At 70.6% G+C, this 21,092-nt stretch carries 22 protein-coding genes; 9 read left to right on the top strand and 13 right to left on the bottom strand.

Annotation, left to right across the window (positions count from 1 at the left end; genetic code table 11):
* The first annotated feature begins 14 nt into the window (after positions 1–14).
* On the top strand, positions 15–653 hold the full coding sequence (locus C503_RS0130220; protein WP_018685970.1) for a response regulator transcription factor: 639 nt from the start codon (positions 15–17) through the stop codon (positions 651–653).
* 263 nt (positions 654–916) lie between these two features.
* Here the strand turns inward: C503_RS0130220 and C503_RS0130215 are convergent, their stop codons facing one another.
* The 4 genes from C503_RS0130215 to C503_RS0130200 form a co-directional block, all read right to left on the bottom strand.
* The gene (locus tag C503_RS0130215) at positions 917–2,302 is read right to left on the bottom strand and encodes an ABC transporter substrate-binding protein (RefSeq protein ID WP_051114972.1); all 1,386 of its coding nucleotides are present in this window, start codon (positions 2,300–2,302) and stop codon (positions 917–919) included.
* Positions 2,303–2,841: 539 nt separating this feature from the next.
* Positions 2,842–3,810: a DHH family phosphoesterase gene (locus C503_RS0130210; protein WP_018685968.1), complete on the bottom strand. Its 969-nt coding sequence runs from the start codon at positions 3,808–3,810 to the stop codon at positions 2,842–2,844.
* Between the two features lie 48 nt (positions 3,811–3,858).
* Positions 3,859–4,680, bottom strand: a complete 822-nt coding sequence (locus C503_RS41385) for a twin-arginine translocation signal domain-containing protein (RefSeq protein WP_018685967.1) — start codon at positions 4,678–4,680, stop codon at positions 3,859–3,861.
* Positions 4,681–4,807: 127 nt separating this feature from the next.
* On the bottom strand, positions 4,808–5,605 hold the full coding sequence (locus C503_RS0130200; RefSeq protein ID WP_018685966.1) for an alpha/beta hydrolase: 798 nt from the start codon (positions 5,603–5,605) through the stop codon (positions 4,808–4,810).
* 628 nt (positions 5,606–6,233) lie between these two features.
* On the opposite strand from C503_RS0130200, the gene C503_RS46345 reads away from it, so the two are divergent.
* The gene (locus C503_RS46345) at positions 6,234–6,419 is read left to right on the top strand and encodes a hypothetical protein (RefSeq protein WP_156893621.1); all 186 of its coding nucleotides are present in this window, start codon (positions 6,234–6,236) and stop codon (positions 6,417–6,419) included.
* A 703-nt stretch (positions 6,420–7,122) separates the two neighbouring features.
* Here the strand turns inward: C503_RS46345 and rbfA are convergent.
* The 6 genes from rbfA to rimP all read right to left on the bottom strand — a co-directional run bounded on the left by rbfA (position 7,123) and on the right by rimP (position 13,065).
* Positions 7,123–7,575, bottom strand: a complete 453-nt coding sequence (gene rbfA, locus C503_RS0130195) for a 30S ribosome-binding factor RbfA (RefSeq protein ID WP_018685965.1) — start codon at positions 7,573–7,575, stop codon at positions 7,123–7,125.
* A 36-nt stretch (positions 7,576–7,611) separates the two neighbouring features.
* On the bottom strand, positions 7,612–7,905 hold the full coding sequence (locus tag C503_RS0130190; protein WP_018685964.1) for a DUF503 domain-containing protein: 294 nt from the start codon (positions 7,903–7,905) through the stop codon (positions 7,612–7,614).
* A 73-nt stretch (positions 7,906–7,978) separates the two neighbouring features.
* Entirely contained in the window at positions 7,979–11,065 is a 3,087-nt protein-coding gene (infB, locus tag C503_RS0130185) for a translation initiation factor IF-2 (RefSeq protein ID WP_026316846.1), read from the bottom strand.
* A gap of 87 nt (positions 11,066–11,152) precedes the next feature.
* Positions 11,153–11,521 carry a YlxR family protein gene (locus C503_RS45060; protein WP_084477381.1) on the bottom strand — a complete coding sequence of 123 codons (369 nt, stop codon included), beginning with the start codon at positions 11,519–11,521 and terminating at the stop codon, positions 11,153–11,155.
* Positions 11,522–11,542: 21 nt separating this feature from the next.
* Positions 11,543–12,553: a transcription termination factor NusA gene (gene nusA, locus C503_RS0130180; RefSeq protein WP_018685961.1), complete on the bottom strand. Its 1,011-nt coding sequence runs from the start codon at positions 12,551–12,553 to the stop codon at positions 11,543–11,545.
* A complete protein-coding gene (gene rimP / locus C503_RS0130175) occupies positions 12,550–13,065 on the bottom strand; it encodes a ribosome maturation factor RimP (protein WP_018685960.1) in 516 nt (171 codons plus the stop codon). Before rimP ends, nusA begins: the two co-directional genes overlap by 4 nt.
* A gap of 224 nt (positions 13,066–13,289) precedes the next feature.
* On the opposite strand from rimP, the gene C503_RS45055 reads away from it, so the two are divergent.
* Both C503_RS45055 and C503_RS45050 read left to right on the top strand, forming a co-directional pair.
* Positions 13,290–13,763: a hypothetical protein gene (locus C503_RS45055; RefSeq protein WP_245572615.1), complete on the top strand. Its 474-nt coding sequence runs from the start codon at positions 13,290–13,292 to the stop codon at positions 13,761–13,763.
* Complete coding sequence (locus tag C503_RS45050) at positions 13,763–14,242, top strand: ferritin-like domain-containing protein (protein WP_084477388.1); 480 nt, start codon at positions 13,763–13,765, stop codon at positions 14,240–14,242. Before C503_RS45055 ends, C503_RS45050 begins: the two co-directional genes overlap by 1 nt.
* A 274-nt stretch (positions 14,243–14,516) precedes the next feature.
* Here the strand turns inward: C503_RS45050 and C503_RS41380 are convergent, their stop codons facing one another.
* Positions 14,517–15,275, bottom strand: a complete 759-nt coding sequence (locus C503_RS41380) for a hypothetical protein (protein WP_018685958.1) — start codon at positions 15,273–15,275, stop codon at positions 14,517–14,519.
* A gap of 34 nt (positions 15,276–15,309) precedes the next feature.
* On the bottom strand, positions 15,310–16,341 hold the full coding sequence (locus tag C503_RS0130160; protein ID WP_018685957.1) for an aminotransferase class V-fold PLP-dependent enzyme: 1,032 nt from the start codon (positions 16,339–16,341) through the stop codon (positions 15,310–15,312).
* A 23-nt stretch (positions 16,342–16,364) separates the two neighbouring features.
* Here C503_RS0130160 and C503_RS0130155 point away from each other — a divergent pair, with 23 nt between their 5' ends.
* Entirely contained in the window at positions 16,365–16,775 is a 411-nt protein-coding gene (locus C503_RS0130155; RefSeq protein ID WP_018685956.1) for a secondary thiamine-phosphate synthase enzyme YjbQ, read from the top strand.
* 51 nt (positions 16,776–16,826) lie between these two features.
* Here C503_RS0130155 and C503_RS0130150 read toward each other — a convergent pair whose 3' ends face one another.
* Entirely contained in the window at positions 16,827–17,420 is a 594-nt protein-coding gene (locus C503_RS0130150; protein ID WP_018685955.1) for a DinB family protein, read from the bottom strand.
* Positions 17,421–17,481: 61 nt separating this feature from the next.
* Here C503_RS0130150 and C503_RS0130145 point away from each other — a divergent pair, with 61 nt between their 5' ends.
* The 4 genes from C503_RS0130145 (at position 17,482) to C503_RS0130130 (ending at position 20,958) form a co-directional block, all read left to right on the top strand.
* Positions 17,482–18,189 (top strand): DUF8017 domain-containing protein, encoded by a 708-nt coding sequence (locus tag C503_RS0130145; protein ID WP_156893620.1) that lies wholly within the window; start codon positions 17,482–17,484, stop codon positions 18,187–18,189.
* 19 nt (positions 18,190–18,208) lie between these two features.
* The gene (locus C503_RS0130140) at positions 18,209–18,994 is read left to right on the top strand and encodes a DUF8017 domain-containing protein (protein WP_156893619.1); all 786 of its coding nucleotides are present in this window, start codon (positions 18,209–18,211) and stop codon (positions 18,992–18,994) included.
* 300 nt (positions 18,995–19,294) lie between these two features.
* Positions 19,295–20,044, top strand: a complete 750-nt coding sequence (locus C503_RS0130135; protein ID WP_018685952.1) for a haloacid dehalogenase-like hydrolase — start codon at positions 19,295–19,297, stop codon at positions 20,042–20,044.
* On the top strand, positions 20,041–20,958 hold the full coding sequence (locus tag C503_RS0130130) for a DUF8017 domain-containing protein (protein ID WP_156893618.1): 918 nt from the start codon (positions 20,041–20,043) through the stop codon (positions 20,956–20,958). The genes C503_RS0130135 and C503_RS0130130 overlap by 4 nt, the downstream gene beginning before the upstream one ends.
* Positions 20,959–21,092: the final 134 nt, after the last annotated feature.

Raw genomic sequence — 21,092 nt, 5'->3', positions numbered from 1 at the left:
CCGAGGGAGACACCGTGATCCGCGTGTTCATCGTCGACGACCAGGCCATGGTCCGCGAGAGCTTCGCGGCGCTACTCGACGCCCAACCCGGGATGGCGGTCGTCGGCACGGCGGGCGACGGCATCGGCGCACAAGCCGGACGCCGAGCGGACGTCGTCCTGATGGACGTCCGAATGCCCGGGGTGGACGGCATCGAGGCGACCCGGCGACTGCTGGCGGGTCCCGACCCCCGGCCCAGGGTCATCATCCTGACGACCTTCCACCTCGACGAGTACGTCCACGACGCCCTGCGCGCGGGTGCCTCCGGCTTCCTGCTCAAGGACGCCCCCGCCACCGAGCTCATCAGAGCCGTCGAAGTCGTCGCCGCGGGCGAGGCCCTGCTCTCCCCCGCCATCACCAAACGCCTGATCAGCGTGTTCGCCCAGCACGCCCCACCCCGCCCGGCGCCGGACACGCTCACACCCCGGGAACTGGAGATCCTGCTGGCGGTCGCCAAGGGCCTGTCCAACGCCGAGATCGCCACCGCACTCGGACGATCCGAACTGACCGTGAAAACCCACGTCAGCCGCATTCTCACCAAGCTCGACCTACGCGACCGCGCCCAGGCCATCGTCCTCGCCTACGAAACCGGCCTGGTCACCCCGACCCGCTGAACACCAGGTCGGACACCCGAACAACGACGCCACCGAGACGCCCCAGTGCCCACCTGTGGACAACTCCGCGCACCTGCACGCCCAGGCAGGCAGGATGAAAACCGGGGGTCCCCCGCGAGTTGTCCACATGCCCGCGAACAATCGACAGCCGCCACCCGGGACTTGACCGACGCATCCGCACTGCGCCGACCAGACCCCGGCGCACCACGGATGCCGGGCCCGACGTGTCCGCCGGACCGGCCCGCATAGTCCTCAGTGGACGATCAGTGGGTGCGCCAGAACTCCGCCGAGCCCTTCGCCAACCCCTCGATGAACTGCGACGACGAGATGTTCCCCTTCAACAGGCTGTCGTTGAGCGGGTACAGCACCTTCGACACCCACTCGCCGCCCGCGATCGAGTTCACGCCGTCGAGGAACAGGGCGCGTTCCAGGTTCGGGTCGGACAGCGCGCCGTTGACGTCGTCGAGCACGTTCGGTACCGGCAGGTCGGCGCGCACGGTCAGGCTGTCCGCGACCGCGGGCAGTCCGCTCAGGTTGTCCTTGTTCAGCGCGTACGCGATGAACGCCTTGGCCGCGCCCGGGTTCTTCGCCTTCGCGGGCACTGCGAACCCGACCGGCAGCTGCTCCACCACCCGGTGCGTCGCGCCGTCCGGCTGCGGCAGCTGGAACGAGCCGAAGTCCATCGACTTGCCGTCGCCCTGCTTGGCCAGGTACGCGCCGGTCTCCACCGGGATCGCGGTCGAGCCGTACAGGTAGGTCGCGTCGCCCTTGGCCCAGCGCTGCTGCATCTGCGGGGACTTGGCGACGTCCCAACCGCTGATCAGGTAACTGCCCTGGGCGAGCTTCTCCACCAGGTCGGCCGCGCGCTGCAGGCCAGGGTCGTCGCGCCAGATCTGGCCGGTGCGGTCCGTGGCCGCCTTGTACAGGTTGCCCGCGCCGACGTAGCGCAGCGCGAACTGCGTGAAGAACGCGGCGTTCGCGGACTCCACGTCACCGTCGAGGGCGATCGCGCCGTGGCCGTCCGCGCGCGCCTTGTCGAACAGCGCGAACAGGTCGTCGGTCGTCTTCGGCAGCGCCGCGCGCCCGGCCGCGCCCTTGTCGTACCACCAGGCGCCGCCCAGCAGCAGGTACGGCACCTGGGCGAGCTTGCCGTCGGCGTTCTTGTTCTGCGGGATGTCGTAGTACCCGGCAGGCACGACGTCGCGGACCTTCTGTTCGCCCTCGCCGGTCTTGATGTCCAGCACGTCGTCGACCGGCTGCGTGCCACCCGCGTCGACCGCCGCGCGAACCTGGGTGATGTCCTGGTCGAACAGGTCCGGCACGGTGCCGGTGGACAGCGCGGGCAGCACGTTCTGCGCGAGCAGGTCGCGGCCCAGCCACTGCACGTTGACCTTGACGCCGGTCTTGTCGGTGAAGCAGCGCACCACCTTGCTCAGCACGCGGCCCTGCGGCTCGTCGGCGGTCCACATCGACCAGTAGGTGAACTCCTTGTCCCCGTCCGGTCGCAGACCGACATCGGGGCAGGGCGCGCCGAGATAGTCGTCCGCGCGCAACGGGGTCAGCGTCTGGTCACCGCTCTGGGCGCCACCACAGCCCGCGAGGAAGAGACTGGCGGCCAGCACCGGCACGACGATTGTTCTCGATCGCATGTCACCACCTGATCGCGTGCGGCGGGGGATCCGTTACCGACCCCACCCACCGCGGTTGTGCGCGCACATCCGCGTCGTTCCGACTTGTCCGCACCGGCGGACCCGGACCTGGCCCGCCACCGAACGGTTTATACCACCAGACCATAAGGCGTTCCGGCGAAAACGTCGCGAAGTCGCGGATCCGAGACCTCCGAAACCCGCTCGGCGACAGCCGATACACGCCTGCTCACACCGTGTTTCCAACGCCAATCAAGAATCCGGACCCGCCAAGCGTGGAATTCCCACGACCGGCGCACATCGCGTTAACAACCGACCGGTCCCATTCTCGACCACAGTGGACCGAATGCCCGCCGGACAGCCACCGGACATCGTATTGACGATACCTGCCCCGATCGAACAACACGTTTGTCAAGAGGGCGAGCGGTAATTCGCGCCCGATGTCGAGTGGACATGCCCACATCCGCACCATAAACACCGTACGGTCCGGCAATGATCATTCAGCAACTTGCAATGTCACCCGCGCCCGACGATCCGAGCGCTCAGGCGAAGGCGTTCTTGATCAGCATCAGCACGTCCTCGGCCGACCCCTGCGCCGGGAACCCGGCCGCCAGCCGGTGCCCGCCGCCCCCGTGCGCGGCCGCGACCGCGCGCACGTCGAACGAGCCCACCGCGCGCATCGACACCGACCACCGGCCCGGCGTCAGCTCCTTCGCCACCGCCGCAACCTCGGCTTCCTCCGTGGTCCGGACCAGGTCCACGACACTGTCCGCGTCCTCCGGATCCAGCCCCGCCAGGTCCGCCAGCGACACGACCGTCACCACCAGCCCCTGCCCACCGGCGGCGTCCGGCACCAGTTGGGCGCGCGACAACGCCGCGGACACCAGGCGCAGCCAGGCGAACGGGTGCGTGTCGCACAGTTCTCGGGTCACCGCCGTAGGGTCGACGCCCGCGTCGATCAGGCGGGCGGCCATGGCGTGGGTGTCGGCGGTGGCGCGCCGGAACAGTCCGGTGTCACCGATCAACCCGGCGTAGAGACAACGGGCGATGTCGGGCGTCAGCGACCACCCGAGTTCGTCCAGAAGGTCCAACACCAGGACGACGGTCGCCAGCGCCGTCTCGTCCAGCAGGTGATCGGTGCCGAACCGGGTGTTGGCCACGTGGTGGTCCACCACCAACACCCGACCGCCCGCGGCGATCGTCTGTGGAACCAACTCTGCCAGCACACCCAACCGCTGCGCGCTCGCACAGTCGACCGCGATGAGCAGCGGCGACACCGGCACCTCGGACGCGGGCACAACCAGGCCCGCGGTGTCCAAACCGCGCAACGACTTGGGAACTTCCGCCGGGAAACCGAACGACACCCGCACCGTCGCACCCCGCGCGCGCAACGCCAGACCCAGCGCCAACGCGCTGCCCAGCGCGTCGGGATCGGGACTGACGTGCGCCAGCACGGTCACGTCGGTGGCGGAACTGAGGAGGTCGGCCGCGGCGGCGAGATCATTACCCACCAGCCCAGGGTTCCGTGACCCACCGCGACCTGTCCAGTCGGACGCGCGTCAGTTCTTCTTGCCGAGCGCGTCACCGATGTTGCGCAGCACCTCGGGCAGCACCCGCTTCCAGTACGTCGCCGAGTGGTCACCTGGCGCGAACACCGCCGTCTTCGAGCCCGCCTTGTCGGCGAAGTCCCGTGCAGCCGGGCAGGCCGCGTCCTCGGTGCCGCAGTACACCGACACCGGCAGCCCGGCGATCGCGGTCAGGTTCCGCATCGGCTCCGTCTGCTGCCACTGCTGCTCGTCGGTGTAGATACCGGACTTCTCCGCGTCCTTCCACGACGTGTACAGCAATGGGCTCAACGCGGAGTACAGCGTCAGACCGGGCGTGCGCGCGTACTGGAACGCACCGACCGCGCCCCCCGAGACACCCAGCGTCGCGAACGGGGTGTCGGCCAGTTCCGCACGCGTCAACCAGTCCGGCAGCTCCTCCGCCAGCATCTTCTGCGGCGCGCCCAGCCAACTCTGCTTGCCGCCGTCCACCGCGACCACCGCGAACGGCCGGGTACCCGCGCGGACCGTCGCGGTGAGCAACGGCGGCAGACCCATGTCGACGAACTGGTTGGCGTCCTCGCCCTCGCCGTGCAGCGCCAGGCACACCGGCAGCGGCCCGGACACCTCGCGCGGGCGCATCACGATCATCTTCACGTCACCGATGGACGAACGCCAGGTCAGGTTGCTCACCGACGCGGCCTCCACCGCCGCGGTCGTGGCCTGCGCCGTGCGCGACGCCGTCTGCGGTGTCTGGGACTTGCCGCAGCCCGCCAGCGCCGCGGCTCCCACGGCACTCGCGACCAGGAAACCGCGTCGGGTCCAACGTCCGTCCACTCTGGAACTCCCGGGGGTGGGATGGTCTAGTCGCCCCGCCCCGCCGGGTGCGGCCCCCGACGCGGTCGGTGTCGCGCCGACCAGGCCGCCTCGACAGTGCGGGACCACAAGGTCTACACGACGAACGTCAGATGTGCGAGCCTACGAAGTACATCGCCTCGGGCAGCACCGACGTCCAATAGTTCGCGTCGTGCCCGCCCACCGCGGTCCGCGCGAGCACCGGCCGCGCCGTGTCGATCAGGCGGTTCGCCGACGGGAGCAGGGGATCCTTGGTCCCGCACCAGACCCCGAGCGGCACCTTGCCGAGTTCCGGGATGTGCCGCAACGGCTCGGTCTCCTCCCACAGCGCCCGAGTGGGAAATACGTCACGTGCGCGCGCGTCGTTCCAGGACGTGAACAACGCGGGACTGATGACGGCGGCGGCCTTGATGGAGTCGCGGTGCGCGCGCACGTAGTCGAGTGCTCCGTACGCGCCCATCGACACTCCGAGCACGGCGAACGGCGCGGTCGCGACATCGAGCTCGGCGAGCCAGCCGGGTAACTCGTCGGTCAACATCGCCACCGGATCGTCCTTGGCGCTGGTCTTGACCCAGTACGAGTCCCCGCCGTCGACGGCGACCACCGCGTACGCGGCCGCCGCACTGAGCTGACCGCCGACCCCGAGATCGGTGAACATGCTCGCCCCGGCCCCACGCCCGTGGAACGCGAGACAGACCGGCAGCGTGCCGCCCTCGGCAAGCCCATCCGGCCGATAGGTGATCAACTGGACGTCGCGCCCACGCGCCTTGGAGTGGACCTGCCGAACCTCCAACAGCTTCGGCTGCGCCTTGGACGACGGCGGCGGCCCCGGCTCCGGAATCGGCGTCCGCACCTCACTGACCGGCGTCTGATCGTGACGCAGCGCCCACGCCCCGAAGATCCCCAACCCGATCGTGGTAGCCCCAGCGCCTATCGCCCCCGCGATAGCCTGACGACGCGTGACGCGGCCGGACATGCACTCCCGGTCCCAGATTCCCCGGAGCCACCCCGACGCGCCTCCGCTCCCCCGCATCCTCCCTGGTGAACCCTGATGTCCGCCAGACCTTATGGCGATCGACACCAGATCTCCGCACGATCTTCACCCCTGTCGTGAACTTCACCCCCTCGCGTCACCCACCCCAGCGACAAGTTATCCACAGGCAAGATCAACACCAGCCTGCGCGACGCCCCGACCGAGTAGAATGGGCCTTGGGGGCTCCCCCTGGGAGCGGCGGGTTATATGTCCGGCCCGATTTCTCGATCTTGCGCCAACGTGGCGGGGGATGAGCCGCAGGCGACCACGAGCAGGCGACGCGAGCCGAGCAGTAGCGGCTGGTCACAGCGTCGGACGACCGCAAGTGGCGGGCTACCAGCAGTACGCGCAACAACTGCCTGCGCCGATCGCAAACGTCGGACGACCGCGAGTGACAGGCCGCCACGGCTGCCGGTGCCGATCGCAACGTCGGACGACTTCGAGTGACCGGCGACCACGAGCCATGGGCAACGCGAGCGTCAGCGAGCCACGAGAGCAACTGGTGGCACCGATCGCGAACCTCAGACGACTACGAGCAGCGGGCATCAGCGAGCCGCAGGCGGCGAGCGAGTCCAGAGAGACCAAGGCGCTCCAGCACCACGGCGAGGCTGAGGCGTTCAGCGACCGCACCACGCCGAAGGCGACAGGCGACAGGCGACTCGGTGCCGGGCAGGAGAACCACACTTGATCTTGGGCGGCCCTCGGCCCCCGGTATCCATTCTAGTCGGTGACACCGACAATCCAGGCGCCACAAGCGATCCCGCCTGTGGACAACCTCATCCCAGCCAGAACCGCCCACACCAGCCGAATGTCCACGAACGCAACACCGACACGGGCCATACCCGCGCGGCCCCAGGCCCACTCGCCTGGAGCCCACACACCCGTCAAGCCCGGCGGGGCGCCTGGGGATGGCTCAGCCCACTGTGGATAACTCCCAGGGGACCCCCGATATCCATTCTACCTGGGAAAACACCCAGCGCGCAGCGAGAACGATCTTGCCTGTGGATAGCTCGCCGCAACGGTTGACGGGTGCGCGGTCTTCCCGGGAGCGGGCCAAGATCCTGCTCCGAAGTCACCCTCACCCAGCCGAGGACGAACACCAGCCGGTGACGTTCACGCTGATCAGACGGCCCGCAACCAATGACTTTGACCGAGCGCTGCCCTCGGCCCCCCGGGATCCAGCCTAGCCAGGGGTACCGACAATCCGACCGCCCCGCGCACCCCGCCCTGTGGACAACCCACAGGCCCGCGCCCGTCAAGCCGGACGACGTGCCTGTGGATGGTTCAGGACCATGTGGACAACCAGCCGGGGGACCCCCGATATCCATTCTACCTGGACAAACCCGAGGATCCCCCGCCGAACGATCTTGCCTGTGGACAACCGGGACCGCTCAGTCCTCGTCGTCCTCGTCCTCCTTGGGCGCCCGATAAGGATCGGCCTCACCCGCGTAAACAGCCCCCGAGGCCTTCGCCGCCACCTCCGCGTCCGCGGCCCGCGCGCGGGCCAGCAGGTCATCGATGTGTCGTGCGTCGTCCGGGATCGTGTCGGCCACGAAGGTCAGTGTGGGGGTGAAGCGGACACCGGTCCCCTGCCCGACCATCGTGCGCAGTACCCCGCGCGCGCTCTCCAGGGCGGCGGCGGCGCCTGCGTGGTCGGGTTGGGTGTCGAGTTTGTCGCCGAGGACCGTGTAGTAGACCGTGGCATCGTGCAGGTCGGCGGTGACCTTGGCGTCGGTGATGGTGACGCGGGCCAGCCGGGGGTCCTTGACCTCGTGTTCCAGGGCGGAGGCCACGATCTGCGAGATGCGCTTCGCGAGCTTGCGGGCGCGGGGTGCGTCAGCCACGACGCTCCTTCTTTCTTCTTCGGTCGGTTGACCTGGTCAGTCTTCGGGGCCGATGAGCCTGCGCCGGGCGGACAGCAGGTCCAGCTCCGGGCGGCTCGCGACCAGTCGTTCGCACGCGTCCAGCACGTCGGTGACGTGGGCCGCGTCGGCGGCGACCGCCGAGACGCCGATCAGCGCGCGGCGGTGCAGGTCGAGGTGGCCTGCCTCGGCGACCGCGACCTCGAAGCGCTTGCGTAGCTCGGCCACCACGGGGCGGACCGCGGAGCGCTTCTGCTTGAGAGAGTGGACGTCCCCGAGCAGGACGTCGAGTTCCAGGGCACCGACGAACACCAGGCATCACCGAATGGGGTGAGTAGGAGGCCCGGGGGACCCGCGAACACGGGTCCCCCGGGCGACTGCCGACTTACGTGCGCGGCTTCTCGCGCATCTCGTAGGTCTCGATCACGTCGTCGACGTGGATGTCGCCGTACGAGCCGAGGGTGAGACCGCACTCGAAGCCCTCCCGGACCTCGACCGCGTCGTCCTTGAACCGGCGCAGCGAGCCGACCGGCAGGTTCTCCTGGATGACCACGCCGTTGCGCAGCAGGCGGGCCTTGGAGTTCCGGCGGATCTCCCCGGACATGACCATGCAACCGGCGATCGTGCCGACCTTGGAGGACTTGAACACCTCGCGGACCTCGGCGCGGCCGAGCTCCACCTCCTCGTAGATCGGCTTGAGCAGGCCCTTGAGCGCCGCCTCGATCTCGTCGATGGCCTGGTAGATCACCGAGTAGTAGCGGACATCGATGCCCTCGCGGTTGGCCAGCTCGGTGGCCTTGCCCTCCGCCCGGACGTTGAAGCCGATCACGATGATGTTGTCCGCGATGGCCAGGTTGATGTCGCCCTCGGTGATCGAGCCGACGCCGCGGTGGATGACCCGCAGCTCGACCTCGTCGCCGACGTCGATCTTCGTGAGCGCGTCCTCCAGGGCCTCGACGGTACCGGAGTTGTCGCCCTTGATGATCAGGTTGAGCTGGCTGGTCTCCTTGAGCGCCGCATCCAGGTCTTCCAGGCTGATGCGCTTGCGCTTCTGCGCGTTCTGCGCGGCCCGGTTGCGGGCGGCCCGCCGCTCGGCGATCTGCCGGGCGGTGCGGTCCTCCTCGACGACCAGGAACGTGTCGCCTGCGCCCGGCACCGAGGTGAACCCGATGACCTGCACCGGACGCGACGGGGTCGCCTCCAGGATGTCCTCGTTGAACTCGTCGACCATGCGCCGGACCCGGCCGTAGGCGTCGCCCGCCACGATCGAGTCACCGACCCGCAGCGTGCCGCGCTGCACCAGCACCGTGGCCACCGGGCCGCGGCCGCGGTCCAGGTGTGCCTCGATCGCCACGCCCTGGGCCTCCATGTCCGGGTTGGCCCGCAGGTCCAGCGCCGCGTCCGCGGTCAGCAGGATCGCCTCAAGCAGCCCGTCGATGTTGGTGCCCTGCTTGGCCGAGATGTCGACGAACATGGTGTCGCCGCCGTACTCCTCGGCCACCAGCCCGTACTCGGTGAGCTGCTGGCGGATCTTCTGCGGGTTGGCGCCTTCCTTGTCGATCTTGTTCACCGCGACCACGATCGGCACGTTGGCCGCCTGGGCGTGGTTGATCGCCTCCACCGTCTGCGGCATGACGCCGTCGTCGGCGGCGACCACGATCACCGCGATGTCGGTGGCCTGGGCGCCGCGGGCACGCATGGCGGTGAACGCCTCGTGACCGGGGGTGTCGATGAAGGTGATCAGCCGCTCGTTGCCCTCAAGCGCGGTGGCGACCTGGTAGGCGCCGATGTGCTGGGTGATGCCACCGGCCTCGCCCTCGTGCACCGTCGTCTTGCGGATGGTGTCGAGCAGGCGGGTCTTACCGTGGTCGACGTGACCCATGACGGTGACGACCGGCGGGCGGGCCCGCAGGTCCTCCTCGTCGCCTGCGTCCTCGCCGTAGCTGATCTTGAACGAGTCGAGCAGCTCGCGGTCCTCCTCCTCGGGGGAGACGACCTGCACCTCGTAGTTCATCTCCGAGCCGAGCAGCTGCAGCACCTCGTCGGACACCGACTGCGTCGCGGTGACCATCTCGCCGAGGTGGAACAGCACCTGCACCAGCGAGGCCGGGTTGGCGTTGATCTTGTCGGCGAAGTCGGTCAGCGAGGCGCCGCGAGCCAGCCGGATGACCTCGCCGCTGCCCTTGGGCAGGCGGACGCCACCGACGCTGGGCGCCTGCATGTTGTCCATGTACTCCTGGCGCTTCTGCCGCTTCGACTTGCGACCGCGCCGGGACGGACCACCCGGGCGCCCGAAGGCACCCGCGGCACCGCCGCGACCACCGGCACCGGGACGGCCGCCGCCGCCACCGCCACCACGGAAGCCGCCGCCACCGCCCGCGGGAGCACCGCCACCGCCACCGCCCCCACCGGGACCGCCACGGAAGCCACCGCCACCGCCGCCACCACCGCCGGGGCCACCGCGGAAGCCACCGCCACCGCCACCGCCCCCACCGGGACCGCCACGGAAACCGCCGCCACCGCCACCGGGACCGCCACGTGCGCCGCCGCCGGGGCCACCACGCGCGCCGCCGGGGCCGCCGCCAGGACCACCACGCCCGCCACCGGCGGGACGCGCGGGCCGGGGCGGCATCATGCCGGGGTTCGGCCGGGGAGGCATGTTGCCCGGGTTGGGCCCGGACGGCCGCGGCCCACCGGGCGCGCGGTCACCGCGGGGACCACCGGACGGGCGGTCACCGCTCGGACGCGGCCGGTCGCCGCCGGGGGCACCGCCACCGGACGGGCGATCGCCACCGGGACGGGGGCCGCCGGGACGCGGGGACGGGGCACCGCCGCCGACCCCGAACGGGTTGTTGCCGGGCCGCGGCGCGCGCGGACCGGGCTTGGGCGCCTGGGTGCGGGGCGGCACGACCTGGCCGCCCTGCTGACCGCCGCCGCCCTGGCCACCGCCGTGCGGCGACTGCGGGCGCTGCGGACGCTCGGGACGCGAGTCCTGGCGCTCCTCCTGACGCGGCGCGGGCTTCTGCTGCTGCGCCGGGGCGGCGGGCGCCGACTGCGCGGCCGGGGCCTGCGCGACGGGTGCCTGCGGCCGGGTCTCCGGACGCGGCGCGGGCTTGGGCCGCGGCGGTCCGGGCACGAAGCCGGGCTTGGGCGGGGCCGTCTGGCCGCCGCCGGTACTGGTCACGGGCGCGGGTGCCGCCTGCGCGGGGGCCTCGGCGGCTGCGGGCGCCGGGGCGCTGGTGGCCTCGGGGCGCGGCGCCGGGGGACGCGGGGTCGGTCGCGGACCGGGACGCGGCGCGGGCTTCTCGCCCTTGCCGGGGTAGGCATCCCGCAACCTGCGGGCTACCGGCGCCTCAACGGTGGAGGACGCGGACTTCACGAACTCGCCCATGTCCTTCAACTTGGCGAGTACATCCTTGCTGGTGACTCCGAGCTCCTTAGCCAGCTCGTGCACACGGGCCTTGCCTGCCACTGCTCTCCTCGTCTGATGAGGCCGGCGGCACAACCCGTCGACCTCGTCCTATCGTCGCGCGTTCATGTCTTCAGCTTCACGGCTGACTCATGACGGGTCGACCTGCTTCCTGTCCTTCACCACGGAACGGGAAGATCCCGTTCCGACATCGCCCGCGATCCGCGTTATCTCGGACCACAGACCTGCCACGTCGACCGTCCCCTGGACCCGGAGGGCCCGTGGGAATGCCCGGCGTTTCTCGGCCTTCGCCAGACACCCGGGGTCGGGGTGCACCCAGGCCCCCCGTCCCGGCATCCGGCGACGCGGGTCGGGGACCGCCGCCCCGTCCGCGAACACCACACGCAGCAATTCCGCCTCCGTCACCCGGGACCGGCAGCCGACGCAGGTCCGCACGGGGCCGGGCCTTGGTGGGCCGCCCCCGGGGCGAGCGGGAACCGGTTCCTGATGACGAACCATGGAAAGTGTATCTTGTCCGGCTCACTCAGCCGAACCGGATACCGGCTCGGGCTGAACGGGGGCCGCGTCGCTGCGGATATCGATGCGCCAACCGGTCAACCGGGCCGCCAACCGGGCGTTTTGTCCCTCTTTCCCGATAGCCAGCGACAGCTGGAAGTCCGGCACGACCACCCGGGCGGTCTTGGCCCGCTCGTCCACGACGGTGACGGACACCACCTTGGCGGGCGACAGCGCGTTGCCGACGAAGGTGGCCGGGTCGTCCGAGTAGTCGATGATGTCGATCTTCTCCCCGGCCAGCTCGCTCATCACGTTGCGCACCCGGGCGCCCACCGGGCCGATGCACGCGCCCTTGGCGTTGACCCCCGGCACGGTGGACCGCACCGCGATCTTGGACCGGTGCCCGGCCTCGCGGGCCACCGCCGGGATCTCCACGGTGCCGTCGTTGATCTCCGGCACCTCCAGCGCGAACAACCTGCGCACCAGGTTCGGGTGCGTCCGGGACAACGTGATCTGCGGTCCCCGTGTTCCCCGGGTGACGCCGACCACGTAGCACTTGATCCGGGTGCCGTGCTCGTAGCTCTCGCCGGGCACCTGCTCGACCGCGGGCAGCACACCCTCGGTGTCGCCGACCTGCACGACCACCATGCCGCGCGAGTTGGCGCGGGTGTCCCGCTGCACCACGCCCGCGATGATCTCGCCCTCCTTGGCGGCGAACTCGCCGAAGGTGCGCTCGTGCTCGGCGTCCCGCAGCCGCTGCAGGATGACCTGGCGGGCGGTGGTGGCGGCGATCCGGCCGAAGCCCTCCGGGGTGTCGTCCCACTCCTCGTCGACCTCGCCGTCCTGGCCGAGGGTGACGGCCAGCACCCGGACCACGCCGGTGCGCTTGTCGATGTCGATGCGCGCGTGCGGCTGGTGTCCCTCGGTGTGCTTGTAGGCGGTGAGCAGGGCGGTCTCGATGGCCTCGATCACCGTCTCGAACGGGATGTCCTTGTCCCGCTCGATGGCCCGCAGCGCCGCGATGTCCACGTTCATCGCGCGTCCTCCTCAGTACCGGACGCCCGACCGTCGAGCATCGTCAATTCCGCCACCGGCGGCTGCTTGAACTCCACCTCGACGACCGCGTGCGCGACCTCGCCGTACCCGACCCGGCGCAGCGCCCCGTCGACGAGCAGCTGGACCCCGCCATCGGGGTCCTCGTCCGCGATACCCACTCGGCCGATAAAGACCTGTCCCTCGATCGGGCGAATCTTCACCAGGCGCAGCTTGTTCCGCCGCCAGTGCCGCGGCCGGGTCAGCGGCCGGTCCAGGCCGGGCGAGGTGACCTCCAGGGTGTAGGGCCCGCCGAGCACGGCGTCGTGCTCGTCCAGGACCGTCGACACCGCGCGGCTGACCACGGCGACCTCGTCCAGGCCGACCCCGTCGTCCCCGTCCACCACGACCCGCACCAGCCTGCGGCGGCCCGCCTGGGCCACGTCGAGCTGCTCCAGCTCGAACCCGGTGGCGGCGATGGCCTCGGCGAGGACCGGCTCCAGCGCGGCGGTCACGGGGTCAGCGGGGCCGGGCTCCCGCTGCCCTGGTCGGCCATGTCCCTGGTTGGCCACGTTGGCCGCTCCCTGTTCTGCTCGACGACGCGATTGTCTGCCGGTCGGCGGAACCGTCCGCCGACCGTGGTCACCAAGCGTATCTCGCCCGTCCGGACGCAGCCGCTGCAGGCGATCATCCGCGCGTCCCGGTCGGCGCAACGCCGGGCCTGGCAGGATGACTGAACGTGAGCACTCCCCCCTCCCGGCTGACCCGCCGCTCCCTCCTGCTCGCCACCACGGCGGCAACGGTCGCCGCGTGCACACCCACCCCGGCGGCCCCACCACCCCCGGACCCCTTGGCCGCCCTCGCCGCCCGCGCCCGCGCCGACGCAGCCCTGGCAACCACCATCGCCACGGCGACCCCCGACCTGGCAACGTTCGCAAGCCAGGTAGCGACCGCGCGAACGGAACACGCAACGGTGCTGCAAAGGGAGGTCGACCGAGAACGCCCACCCAAGCCCTCCGCGTCGTCCTCCCCGGCCCCGACAGCACAACCACAGGCGCCCAGTGACGCGGCAGCGGCAAAGAAGGCTCTACTTGAGGGACTGTCCGCCGCCGAGAAGGAAGCAGCCGAGGTAGCCGTCACAGTGCCGCGCTACCGCGCAGGAATGGTCGGCTCAGTCGCGGCAGGCTGCGCAAGCCTGCGGGAGGTCCTGTGATGGTCCAGCCAAGCTCGGTCCCCCCGTCCCGAACCCCCCTCCCGGAGGACACCCTCGCCGCAGTCCAAGCAGCCCTAGGCGCCGAACACGCCGCAGTGTGGGTCTACGGCCTGGTAAGCGCCTACCTCCCCAAGGAATTCGACACCCCCATCGACGCGGGCGCAGCAGCCCACCGCTCCCGCCGCGACACCACCGGCCGCCTCCTGGGCGCCGCAGGCGCCGTCGCCAAACCGGCCGAACCCGCCTACGTACCACCAAAACCGGTGACCGACCAAGCCTCGGCCATGGAACTGGTAGTCACCGCAGAGCAAGACGCCACCATCGCCTGGCGCTCCGTCCTGGACCACTCTGACGACCAGGAAGTCCGCCGAAACGCAGTAACGGCGTTGAAAGACGCCGCCACCCGAGCCGTCCAATGGCGAAAACTGGCAGGCCTAACCCCCCTGACACCCCCCATGCCCGGCCAGCCACCAACCTAGGCCCCACCCACACTCCCCCGGGCCTCTTGTCCCCTCACCCCAACCACCACTAACCCAGCCACCCCAAACTCAACCACCCCTGACTGGACCACCACGCGGGATCGCGCCGGTCTCTTCCCACCCGATCCCAGGAGGCCCCCCGGGCCGAGTGGGATCGGGTGGGAAGAGACCGGCTAAAGGCGATCCCGCCGCGAGGCGAAGCCGAGCCAATAAACACAGCAGCAGCCGTTATCCCCGTCCCTGAGCCCCCAGATTGAGACCCCACACACCAACCTCAAGCCCCGGTGATGTCATCCCCCAGCCGGATCGCATCCGCGCTGATGTCCTTCAACCACTCCTGCTCAGTCTTCGACCGATCAGCAGAAGGCGCCCAGTCCGACTCCACGATCACCACCTGCGCCCCATGCAGCGCCGACTGAAACCCACCCTTACCCAAGCTGGGCAACCCATCGACCTTGACCAGCTTCGCCTTGATCGGATCGTCGACGTTCCCGGTCCCGTCCTTCTTCGTCAACGCCTGCAGATCCCCGGCAGCGTCCGTGTCCGGCATCTTCACCACCGACACCGACGTGTAGATCTTCTTGCCCTCGACCTCGGTGGTGAACAGCTGCCGGGTCAGGTTCACGCACGGGCTGTTGCCGAAGAACTTCGCGACCTTGGAGTTGGCGTACGAGTTCTTCGCGCAGTCGTTGTCGACCTGCGGGCGCGGCATGTCCGGGTGCGCGGTGAAGACGAACCGCCCGGCCTGGGCCTGGGTGGTGGGCCCCGGGTCGGCGGTGTGCTTGTCCGGGCCCTTGTCGTCGGCGATGTACCAGTAGACCAGCCCGGAGATGACCGCGACGGCGACCAGCCCGGCGATGCGGAGTGCCCAGGTCAGCGCGGGGTTGCCTGCCGCGGGCGGGGTCTCGTCCTGGAACTGGAAGGGCTCGTCGGGACGCCTGCCGCCCTGGACGCGGGGGATCCACTCGGTCTCGCCCGAGCGGTTGTACTGCTCGGGTGGCCAGGGTGCTCCGGGGCGATGAGGGTCCGACACGACCGCCGAGCGTAGTTGGTGTCGCCCGTCGGTGTCATTCGACCCGACCGGGTCGCAGCGCCGCGATCACCCGGTCGACGTCCTCGATCGTGTTGTACAGGGCGAACGCGAGCCGGGCCCGACCGGCCCGCCGGGAACACCGCACGCCCGCGCCGAGCAGGCGTTCGGCGGCGTCGGGCAGGTCGAGCGAGACGATGGCGGAGCCGCGCGGCGGCAGGTCGAGGCGGGCCCGCAGGTCGTCGGCCAGGCCGACGCAGTGGTCATGGACCGCGCGCCGGTCGAGCCCGACCAGCCACGGTAGTGTCGCGGCGGCGCCGACCTGGGTGAACCAGACGGGGGCGAGGTCGTAGGCGCGGGCGTTGTCGGCGAGCCGCAGCGGCAGCCCGTACACGGTGTCCCACGGGTCCTGCCCCGCGTACCAGTTCGCCGCGACGGGTCGGATCCAGTCCTCGGCCTCCGGCCGCACCGCCAGCCACGCGGCACCGCGCGGGGCGAGCACCCATTTGTATGAAGCGCCGACCACCCAATCGGCCCAGCCGAACTCCACCGGCAGCCAACCCACCGCCTGGGTGACGTCGAGCAACACCCGCGTACCCGTCGCACGCAGGCCGTCGAGATCGGCGATCGCGCCATCGGCGGACTGCACGGCGCTCACCGACACCAGATCGAACCCGGGCGCCCGCTCGACCAGCTCCGCCGGATCGACCTCGGTGACCGTCACCCCACGGTGCGCCTGCGCCGCGAACGGGAACGTGGCGCTGGTGAACTCCCCCCGCACCACGAGCACCCGCGTACCGTCCGGGATCCCGGCCGCCACCAGGCCGACCAGCTGCGACACGGCCGCACCGGACGCCACCCGGTCGGGGTGCACCCCGACCAGCCGCGCCCACCCCTCCCGCGCGGTGACCACGGCGGCGTCGAAGTCCGGCGGGTTGCTGCCGCCGCTCCGCCAGCGGTCCACGGAGCTCGCCACCTCGTCGGCGGCGAACGCGGGCGGGATGCCGATGCTGGCGGAGTTGAGGTAGCCGGTGGGGACGTCGAACTGCTGTCCGAAGGCGGTGCGCACGTCCCCGACCCTACGGTGGACCCGTGTACAGCGAAAAGATCGAGATCAATACCGGCGCCCGCGAGGTCGTGCACGACCTGACCGACCGGTGCGCGGAGTTCCTGACCGCGGCCGAGGCGGACGAGGGTTTGTTGCATGTGTGGGTGCCGCACGCGACGGCCGGGATCGCCGTGCTGGAGACGGGCGCGGGCAGTGATGATGACCTGTTGGCGGTGCTGGAACAGTTGCTGCCCAGGGACTTCCGGTGGCACCACCGGCATGGCACACCCGGCCATGGCCGGGATCATGTGCTGCCCGCGCTGATCCCGCCGTTCGCGTCCGTACCGGTGCTGGACGGCCGGATGGCTTTGGGCACCTGGCAGTCGGTGTGCCTGGTGGACACCAATGTGGACAATCCGATCCGCTCGGTACGCCTCAGCTACTTGCGCGGCTAGACACCAAACCATCCCCGGCCGACACAAACCCGCGACGGCGAACCCACCCGACTACGCCCGCTCCGCCGCCTCCCGAGCCGCCCGGTCGACCTTCTCGTGATACTCCGCCCACCATTCGGCCTTGTCCGAGGGCATGTTGTCCCGCCCGAGCCGCAACCCCACCGAACCGTCCACAAGCTCCCGCACGATGTCCGCGTGCCCCGCGTGCCGATTCGTCTCCGCGACCACGTGCACCAACAGCTGGTGCAACGTCGCCTCCGCGATCTCCTCCGGCCACCACGGCACCCGACCGACCGAGTCCAGCGACTTCTCCTCGATCGTGGCGTCCGCGTGCGCCCACACCGCGCGGTAAAGCTCGACGAGGTCGGTGCGGGACTCGTCCGGCCGCGCCCACATGTCGTCGTTGAGACCGGCGTCGTCGCTCGCCCAGACCGGCATGTCCGGGAACGGTCGGCCGAAGGTGCTGCCGAAGTAGCCCATCTCCACCGCCGCCAGGTGCTTCACCAGCCCGAGCAGGTTGGTGCCGGTCGGGGTCAGCGGCCTGCGTGCGTCGTATTCCGAGGTGCCGTCGAGCTTCCAGAGCATGGCGTTGCGCGCGGCCCGCAGGTACTGGTGCAGGTCCGACTTGTATTCCGAGCCAGTCATGCCGACAGCCTGCCACCGGGCACCGACAGCGGCCGGGTGCGCCGTGATCTACGGTTTCCCCGTGCGCAACCAGCGGGCCGTCATCGCCGCGACCTCGCTCACCGCGGCCTGCGGTCTGCTTGTCGCGGTCGCCGTGTTCGGCGCGGACGACCCGGAACCGGAGACCCCGCACGCGATCGTGGTCTCCCCCACCCGCACCCGTCCCGCGTCGCCGTCCTCGCCGGTGCAGCCCGGGTGGCAGGTGATCGACGACCCGCACGCCGGGCTGCGCTACGAGGTGCCGCCGGACTGGTCGCCCGCACCCGACACCGAGACGTTGGAAGCGTCCAACGGGGCGGTGTTGGGCCATCTGGTCGATTACGGCACATATCTGTGCCAGGGCGCGGAATACGGCCGCGCGTTCACCGGGACCGGCCGCGTGGACGGCGATCCGGCCAAGGTCGCAACGGAGCTGGCCGCGGCCATCGCGGCCGACCAGTACAGCGACGGCAGCCAGACCGCGAAGGTCACCCTCTCCCGCCCCACCCCGGTGGTCCGCGACGGCTCCCGCGGCACCCTGATCCGCGCCGAGGCCACGGCGACCGACACCGACACCGACCCCTGTGCCAGCGACCGCGGCACCATCACGGTGATCGCCCTGGCGACCCCCGCGGGCACCTCGGTGATGGTGACCGGCGCCGACACCGACGATCACAACGCCACGAACGCGCCGCTCGCGCCCGCGGAGACGCTGCGTGCTGTAACCGACAGTGTCCGACCACGCGGTTGAGCCGGTACTGTCCGGCCCCGTGACCTATCCCGGCAGCGACTACCAGGGGCTCGGCTTCTTCCAGCCCCCACCCGAACCCCCGCGACGACGCCTGCTGCCGATCATCCTCGCCGCCGTGGCCATCGTGCTGGTCGCGGGCGCGGTCGTCACCGTCGTCCTGCTCAACCGCCAGGCGGGCGGCACGGCCGCGCCCCCGAGCACCTCCGCGAACCGCCCCACGAGCACGACGACCACCACCACGACGGCACCGCGGCCGACCGGTGGGCAGTCCGTGCCGAACCCGGACTCGAAGATCACCTACGACGTGCCGAAGGAGTGGACGGTCCGCGCGGCGACGGACACGTACACGCTGCAGTCACTGCCCGGCGTGACGCTGACGCATTTGACGAGCCTGTCGCCCTATACGTGCGAGAACAAGAACTACAGCCGCGGAATAGTCGGAACCGGGACCGTCGAGCGCGCGGAAATCAACCAGCGCGCCACGGATCTGGCGAAGGCGTTCGGGACGGAGTTCTACGCGGGGACCAACACGGCCGAGGTCGTGGTGGGAACGCCCAAGCGGATCACCCGGACCGGGGACAACGGGGAGGAAGCGGTCGGGGTCGAGATCACCGCCACCGTGACGACCGCCGGGGACGGGTGTCTGGCGGGGCAGGGGGAGGTGGTCGTGGTGCTGCTGGACTACCAGGACCAGTTCCGGTTGTTGGTGGTGAACGGGGACCTCAAGGGCGGACCGGACACACCGCCGTCCCCTGGTGCCGACGACCTGGAGTCGATCGCCACCAGCGGCCGTCCGGTCGGCTGAGCCCACGAGGCGGGGGCGGGCGTCCGGCACGGTCAACCCGACCCGCCTGCCCGGCAACTCACGATCCAGCACGACCGACCCAAGATCAAAGACCTGCTCCGCCCCCCAGCGCCCCCACAACAAAGCCCACCGCTCCCAGGGGGATCCCCCTCGGCCATTCTACTCGGTGGGGGTGGCAAAGGATCTTGGAATGGGCTTCGAGGGGCGGGGCTGTGGATAACTTCTGTCGCTTGGTCGGGTGAAAATCGGGAGGGGGCGCGGGCGGGATCCACTGGTGGTCGGGCATGTCACGATGGCGGGGTGACTGAGCCGCGCATACTCGTCCTCTGGGATGTCGATCAAACGCTCGTCGACTACCGGGGCACCGGTCTCCGCTGGTACGCCCAGGCGTTGGGGACCGTGCTCGGGGTCGACATGGTGCACGTCCCCGCCTTCCCCGGTCGCACCGAGCGGTCGATCACCATCGAGGTGCTGGAGGCGCACGGGATCGACTGGACCGAGGAGCATGTCGAGCGTGTCTTCGCCGAGCTGATCGCGATCGCCGCCGCCGCGCGCCCCGAGTTCGCCGTGATCGGGCGGGTGTTGCCGGGGGTCGCCGAGGTGCTCGAACAACTCGGCGGGCGAGCCGATGTCGCGCAGTCGCTCGTCACCGGGAACCTGGTCGAGCTGGCCGAGTACAAGCTGGCCGCGTTCGACCTCCACCACCACGTCGACCTGGAGATCGGCGGCTACGGGTCGATCTCCACCGACCGGCACGAGCTGGTGGCGGCGGCCGTGCGCGCGGCGGAAGGCAAGCACGGCACGCGGTTCGCGCCGGAGGCCGTCGTGGTCATCGGGGACACGCCGCATGATGTGGCGGCGGCGGTCCAGCACGGGGCGGTCGGGGTCGGGGTGGCCACCGGGCGGTACGGGGTGGAGGAGCTGCGGGCGAGCGGGGCACATCTCGTGTTCGCGGACCTGTCCGACCCGGGTGCCGTCGTGGCGCGGTTGGTCGAACGCGCGGGTTCGGCGTCCGGGGAGGTCGGGGACCAACTACGGTCTGGCGCATGAGCAACCCCGGGGGTCCGTACTGGCAGGAGCCGTACCAAGTGGACCCGCTCACCGGCAAACCGGTGAGTTACCAGCCACCGCAGCCCACTGGGTACCAAGGTTTCGGCATGTACGACCCGCCGCCGCCCCCACGGCCGCCGCGCAACCGGACACCCTTGGTGGTCGGCCTGGCGCTCGCCGTGGTGGTGGCGATCGGCGCGGTGGTGACGGTCGTGCTGGTCAACCGGGACGACTCCGACCAGGTCGCGGATCCGCCGCCGACCACCAGGACCGTCGACCCGCCGCGGTCGGTGACCAAGCCGCCGACGACCACGCGCAAGCCGGGCAAGACGCCGACCACGACGCCCGCCGAGCCCGCGGTGCCGGGTTGGCAGCCGGTGCAGTCCGACCGCGAGCACGCGGGCTACGACGTGCCCAAGGACTGGGAGATCGCGACCCCGGACACGATCGTCGGGTTCGAGGACAACGACGGCAAGCCCACCGCGGTCATGCACGACGTGGCCACCTACAAGCCGGAGGCGTGCCCCAACTCGCGCGGCTCCTACCGCGGCCACACCGGGTTCGTCAGCGCGGGCACGGTCGACCCGCAGCGGGCCGCGGTGAACGGGGTGCGGTTGTTCGCCGAGGCGGCCGCGCTCAACAAGGACGGCTCCAAGGCGCCGGTCAGCACGGCCGACCCGACGCCGGTGAAGGTGGCCGACGGCAAGGTCGACGCGGTGCTGGCAACGGCGACGTTGACGGTGAACGAGCCGGGCGACTGCCCGTCGCCGACCGTGTCGTTCACCGCGGTGGCGTTCACGAACGGGTCGCAGACCACGCTGTTCATGATGTACCTGGACCAGGGCGTGCCGGACGCGCTGCCCAACGACGTCGCCGCCCGCGTGGTGTCCAGCCTGCGCCCGATCACGGGGTAAGGGCCGTGTTCCACGGCCGACTCGCGAGACGCCCCGGTCCGGGTCACGTGCGGAGCCGTACGGGCGGCTCGGTCGCCGCGCTCGCCGCAATGTCGGCCTTCGTCTGAAACGGAACGGGCCCCGCGATCCACTCG

The organism is Actinokineospora enzanensis DSM 44649 (assembly GCF_000374445.1).
Taxonomy (GTDB): Bacteria; Actinomycetota; Actinomycetes; order Mycobacteriales; family Pseudonocardiaceae; genus Actinokineospora; species Actinokineospora enzanensis.
Note: the sequence above shows the minus strand (reverse complement) of the source record. Positions and strands in the feature narration are given on the sequence as shown.